Source organism: Nocardiopsis sp. TNDT3 (genome assembly GCF_003427465.1).
Taxonomy (GTDB): Bacteria; Actinomycetota; Actinomycetes; order Streptosporangiales; family Streptosporangiaceae; genus Nocardiopsis; species Nocardiopsis dassonvillei.
The window spans coordinates 1-5,341 of the sequence record NZ_QPFC01001344.1 but is presented as its reverse complement, the minus strand read 5'-3'; the positions used below and the strand labels follow the sequence as shown (position 1 = coordinate 5,341).

At 71.7% G+C, this 5,341-nt stretch carries 4 protein-coding genes; 1 reads left to right on the top strand and 3 read right to left on the bottom strand.

Annotated elements, in window-relative coordinates; all coding sequences use genetic code 11:
- Positions 1 to 41: 41 nt before the first annotated feature.
- The 3 genes from DQW06_RS27615 to pdhA are packed head-to-tail and all read right to left on the bottom strand — an operon-like array spanning position 42 to position 3,575.
- The gene (locus DQW06_RS27615) at positions 42 to 1,454 is read right to left on the bottom strand and encodes a dihydrolipoamide acetyltransferase family protein (RefSeq protein WP_117199584.1); all 1,413 of its coding nucleotides are present in this window, start codon (positions 1,452 to 1,454) and stop codon (positions 42 to 44) included.
- 21 nt (positions 1,455 to 1,475) lie between these two features.
- Positions 1,476 to 2,456, bottom strand: a complete 981-nt coding sequence (locus tag DQW06_RS27610) for an alpha-ketoacid dehydrogenase subunit beta (RefSeq protein WP_013156404.1) — start codon at positions 2,454 to 2,456, stop codon at positions 1,476 to 1,478.
- A gap of 3 nt (positions 2,457 to 2,459) precedes the next feature.
- The gene (gene pdhA / locus DQW06_RS27605) at positions 2,460 to 3,575 is read right to left on the bottom strand and encodes a pyruvate dehydrogenase (acetyl-transferring) E1 component subunit alpha (protein ID WP_013156403.1); all 1,116 of its coding nucleotides are present in this window, start codon (positions 3,573 to 3,575) and stop codon (positions 2,460 to 2,462) included.
- 551 nt (positions 3,576 to 4,126) lie between these two features.
- Between pdhA and DQW06_RS27600 the strand changes: the two genes are divergently transcribed.
- Positions 4,127 to 5,164, top strand: a complete 1,038-nt coding sequence (locus DQW06_RS27600) for a CPBP family intramembrane glutamic endopeptidase (protein WP_013156402.1) — start codon at positions 4,127 to 4,129, stop codon at positions 5,162 to 5,164.
- Positions 5,165 to 5,341 lie beyond the last annotated feature (177 nt).

Genomic DNA, 5,341 nt, shown 5'->3' with positions numbered 1-5,341 from the left:
TCGTACGCGCACCGGCCCCCTGGCCCGCTCTCCGAAAGCCCCTAGCCCCAGGCCAGGGCGGTCAGCTCCGGGTCCTCCAGCGCCGTGCCGATGTCGCGCAGCACCTTGGAGCCCAGCTCCCCGTCGACCAGGCGGTGGTCGAAGGACAGCGACAGGGTCGTCACCTTGCGGACCTTGAGCTTGCCCTTGTGCACCCAGGGCATGTCCCGGATCTGCCCGAAGGCGAGGATGGCCGCCTCGCCCGGGTTGAGGATCGGGGTGCCCGCGTCCACGCCGAACACGCCGACGTTGGTGATGGTGATGGTGCCGCCGGACATGTCCGCCGGGCTGGTCTTGCCCGCCCGGGCGGTCTCGGTCAGCCGCTTCAGCCCCGCCGCCAGCTCCGGCAGGGTCATGGCGTCGGCGTCCTTGATGTTGGGCACCACCAGGCCGCGCTCGGTGGCCGCCGCGATCCCCAGGTTCACGTAGTCCTTGACCACGATCTCCTGGTTCTCCCCGTCCCAGGAGGCGTTGACCTCCGGGTGCCGCCGGACCGCCATGAGCAGGGCCTTGGCGACCAGCAGCAGCGGGGACACCCGCACGTCGGCGAAGTCGGGCCGCTCGCGCAGGCGCGCGACCGCCTTCATCGTCCTGGTGACGTCCACCTGGAGGAACTCGGTGACGTGCGGAGCGGTGAACGCGCTGTCGACCATCGCCGCGGCCGTGTGCTTGCGCACGCCCTTGACGGGCACGCGCCGCTCGCGCGCGGTGCGGTCCACGGCCGCCGCGGGGGCGGCCTCCGCGATCCCCGCGACCGCCGCGGCCTCCGGACCCCCCGGAGCCCGACCGACCGCGGCCCGCACGTCCTCGCGGGTGACGACGCCGTTCTCCCCCGTGGGGGTGACCGACGCCAGGTCCACGCCGAGGTCCTTGGCCAGCTTGCGCACCGGCGGCTTGGCGAGCGGGCGGCCCGGCGCCCGCACCGGGGCGGGAGCGGGGGCCGCCCGCGTCTCCCGCACCGCGGGCGTGCCGGCGGGCGCGGGCTCGCTGACTCGCGGCACGGGCGGCGACACCGGGGCCGAGGGGCCAGGGCGGCGGCGCGGGCGGCGCTGGGTGGAGGCCGCCTTCTCGCCGTAGCCGACCAGCGGCTTCTCCCGCTCCTCGGAGTCCGCCGACGGGGCGGCCTCCGGGGCGGAACCGCCGGAGCCGTCGTCCACGGTGATGATCACCGCGCCGACCTCCACGGTCTGGCCCTCCTCGGCCAGCAGCTCGCGCACCGTCCCCGCGAACGGGCTGGGGAGTTCGACGACCGCCTTGGCGGTCTCGATCTCGCAGATCATCTGGTTGACCTTGACCTCGTCACCCGGCTTGACGTACCAGGAGAGGAGTTCGGCCTCGACCAGGCCCTCCCCGACGTCGGGCAGCTTGAACGACTGCACTCCGCCGACGGCGGGTTCGTTCTTGGAAATCGCCATGTCCTTCGGTTTCCCCGATCCCTAGTACGCGAACGCCCGGTCGACACCGTCCAGAACCCGGTCCAGGTCCGGCAGGTAGTGCTCCTCCAGCCGGGACTGCGGGTAGGGGGTGTCGAACGCGGCCACGCGGATGACCGGCGACTCCAGGTGGTAGAAGCACTCCTCGGTGACCCGGGCGGCGATCTCCGCGCCGGGGCCGCCGGAGAGGGGGGCCTCGTGGGCGACGACCAGGCGCCCCGTCCTCTTCACCGAGGCGAACAGGGTCGGGTAGTCCACGGGGGACAGCGAACGCAGGTCGACGACCTCGACGGAGTGGTCGGTGTCGGCCTCGGCGGCCTGGAGCGCCGTCTTGACCATGGGCCCGTACGCCAGGAGGGTCACGTCCGTGCCGGGACGGACCACGCGCGCGGCGCCCATCGGGGCGGCCTCGGCGATGGACGCCTCGGTGTCGACCTCGGCCTTCTCGTAGTAGCGCCGCTTGGGCTCCAGGAAGATCACCGGGTCGTCGGAGCGCACGGCCTGCTGGATCATCCAGTAGGCGTCCTCGGGGTTGGCCACCGACACCACGCGCAGCCCGGCGGTGTGGGTGAAGTAGGCCTCCGGGGACTCGCTGTGGTGCTCGACCGCGCCGATACCGCCGCCGTAGGGGATGCGCATGACCACGGGCATGCTGAGCGTGCCCGCCGAGCGGCGCCGCATCTTGGCCAGCTGGGTGAAGGTCTGGTTCGCGGCCGGGAAGAAGAAGCCGTCGAACTGGATCTCCACCACGGGGCGGTAGCCGCGCATGGCCATGCCGATCGCGGTGCCGACGATGCCGGACTCGGCGAGGGGGGTGTCGATGACCCGGTCGGCGCCGAAGTCCTTGTACAGGCCGTCGGTGACCCGGAAGACGCCGCCGAGCCTGCCGACGTCCTCGCCCATGACCAGGACCTTGGGGTCGTGCTCCATGGCGGCGCGCAGGCCGGCGTTGATGGCCTTGCCGATGGTGAGGTTGGTTCCCATGGCCTAACGGCCCCCTTCCGCGCCCGCGCCCTCGAAGGAGGCCAGGTAGTCGGCGAACTCGGACCGCTGCTGGTCGATGTGGACGTTGGGCTCGGCGTAGACCTCGTGGAAGATGTCGAGGGGCTCGGGGTCGGGCAGGGAACGGCACTCGGTGCGCACCTGCTCGCCCAGCCGGTCCGCCTCGGCGTCCACGGACGCGAAGAACTCCTCGTCGGCGTGGCCGCCCCGCTCCAGGTAGCGGCGGACCCGCAGGATCGGGTCCTTGGCCTTCCACTCGTCGAGCTCGGCCGACGCGCGGTAGCGGGTGGGGTCGTCGTTGGTGGTGTGGGCGCCCATCCGGTAGGTGAACGCCTCCACGAGCGTGGGGCCGTTGCCCTCGCGGGCGTTGGACAGCGCGACCCGGGTCACGGCCAGGCAGGCCAGGACGTCGTTGCCGTCCACGCGCAGGCCGGGGAAGCCGAACCCGGCGGCGCGCCGGTAGATGGGCACGCGGGCCTGGCGCTCCAGCGGTTCGGAGATCGCCCACTGGTTGTTCTGGCAGAAGAAGACCACCGGGGCGTTGTTGACCGAGGCGAAGTTGAACGCCTCGTTGGTGTCGCCCTGGCTGGTGGCCCCGTCGCCGAAGTAGGAGATGACGGCGGTGCCGTCCTCGCCGACGGCGCCGTCGCGCTGGACGCCCATGGCGTAGCCGGTGGCGTGCAGGGTCTGGCTGCCGATGACGATCGTGTACAGGTGGAAGCCGTGCTCGTGGGGGTCCCAGCCCCCGTTGGTGACGCCGCGGAACATGCCGAGCAGTTCACGGGGCTCGATGCCCCGGCACCACGCGACGCCGTGCTCGCGGTAGGAGGGGAAGGCCATGTCCTTCGCGCCCAGCGCGCGTGCGGAGCCGATCTGCGCGGCCTCCTGGCCCAGCAGCGAGGCCCACAGGCCCAGCTCGCCCTGGCGCTGGAGGGAGACCGCCTCGCTGTCGAACCTGCGTACCAGGACCAGGTCGCGGTACAGGGCGCGGATCTCCTCGGCGCTGATGTCCAGGGGGTAGTCGGGGTGCCCCGTCAACTCCCCTTCCGGTGTCAGGAGCTGGATCAGCTCCGGTTCCTCGTGCACGGTCGTGTCCGACACGTTGCTCCCTCGGGTTCTCGGGGCCGAATTCGCGTGGGTGAACGCTGATCGGCCGAATCACGGTCCTCGTCCCACCCGGGGTGGTGGGCGGGAGTTGGACAGCCCTCTCCATATCGTGACAGAACTCACCATGGAGAGCGCAAGCCCTCAGCGTCACCTTTTCAGCTGCGGGCCCCATGATCCCCGATCCCCGACCAGTGCGATTACCAGGGCTTCCTAGCACTTACAAGGGTTTCCAACGACTTTTCGAGGACGCGGCCGCTACCCGCGCGGCCCGCGCGGGGTCCGGGGACACGAGAACCGCTCCGGCACGGGGAACGCCCGCCCGCGCGCACCGGTCGGCGTGCGGGGGACGCCTTCTTCCGTCACGGGCCCGGAGGCACCGCGCACCCCGCGCACCCGGTCCTCCGGCACCGGCGCGGGGCGCCGACCCGCGGCCCCTCCGGACACGCCCGCATGACAACCGTCATGCGACGATCGGTGTGAAACGCGGAAAAACCAGATGATCAGCGGTACTACTGTGCGCCATCCGCCGAAACTAGGTTCAGAACATGAACCGCGACGACGAACATCCCCCCGCGCAACCGCTCCGGACGGCTCCCCCGGCCCCGGGTGCGGGCCCCGAACACCCCTCAGCCGAGACCAGGCGGCGGCGCGGCCCCCGTCCGGTCCCGCCGGGCGTGCCCTATCACCGTGTCCTCGCCCACGAGAAGCGCCGCGTCTGGCGCGGCATCGCCGCTCTCGTCCTCTTCATGGGCGGGATGCTGGTCTTCTCCTTCGCCGCCGGGTTCCTCGGCGCGTTCGCCGACCTGGCGCTCGGCCGCTCCAGCGTGATGCTGGGCGGGGACGAGTTCACGCCCGTCACCCAGGCCTCCACCCTGCTCGGGCTCGCCCTGCTGCTGCCGTGGAGCATGCTCATCCAACGGTGGCTCTACGGCGTGAGGGGCGCCTCGCTGCATTCGGTCCGGTCGCTCTTCCGAGCCGACGTGTTCGGGCGGTCCCTCCTGGTGGTCCTGCCCGTCTGGACGGTCTACCTGGCCGTCTTCTCCGTCTTCACGCCCTATCCCGAAACCTCCTGGCTGTTCGCCGACCTCATCGCCATGTTCGCCGTCACCGTGCTGCTGGCACCGTTGCAGTCGGCCGGTGAGGAGTACGGTTTCCGCGGGCTCGCCTTCCGTGTCGCCGCGAGCTGGGGCCGTGGCGCGCGCACCAGCCTCGTCCTCGGCGTGTTCGTGTCGAGCCTGCTGTTCATGGCGGCGCACCTGGCGTTCGACCCGTGGCTCAACCTGTACTACTTCACGATGGGCGTCACCCTCGCCCTCATCACGTGGCGCACGGGTGGTCTGGAGATCGCCGTGGTCATTCACGCGGTCAACAACACGCTCGCCTTCCTCATCACCATCGTCACGCACGCCGACCTCATGGAGGGGATGGACCGGTCGGTGGGCGCCGGGTCGCCCGTCATGCTCGTGCCCTGCGTCCTGCTCATCGCGATCACGGCCGTGGTGTGGCTGCGCACCCGACGTACGGGACCGGAGACGACCCCCGTGGGGCCGGCCCCGAACCCGGTGGCGGAACGGAACGCGTGACCGGTCCGGGGGTTCACGGACCCCGCCCGTGAGCCCGGTTCGGGTACCGGTCGGGGGCATCGGACCCGGGGGACGACCGTTTGCCGGCTTCGGGGAGGACACCGGCGTCGGCTCCGGGCCGTCACCGGCACGGTTCGCGGGGGGACGTGTCGCGGGGGGCACGGCCGCCCCGAACAC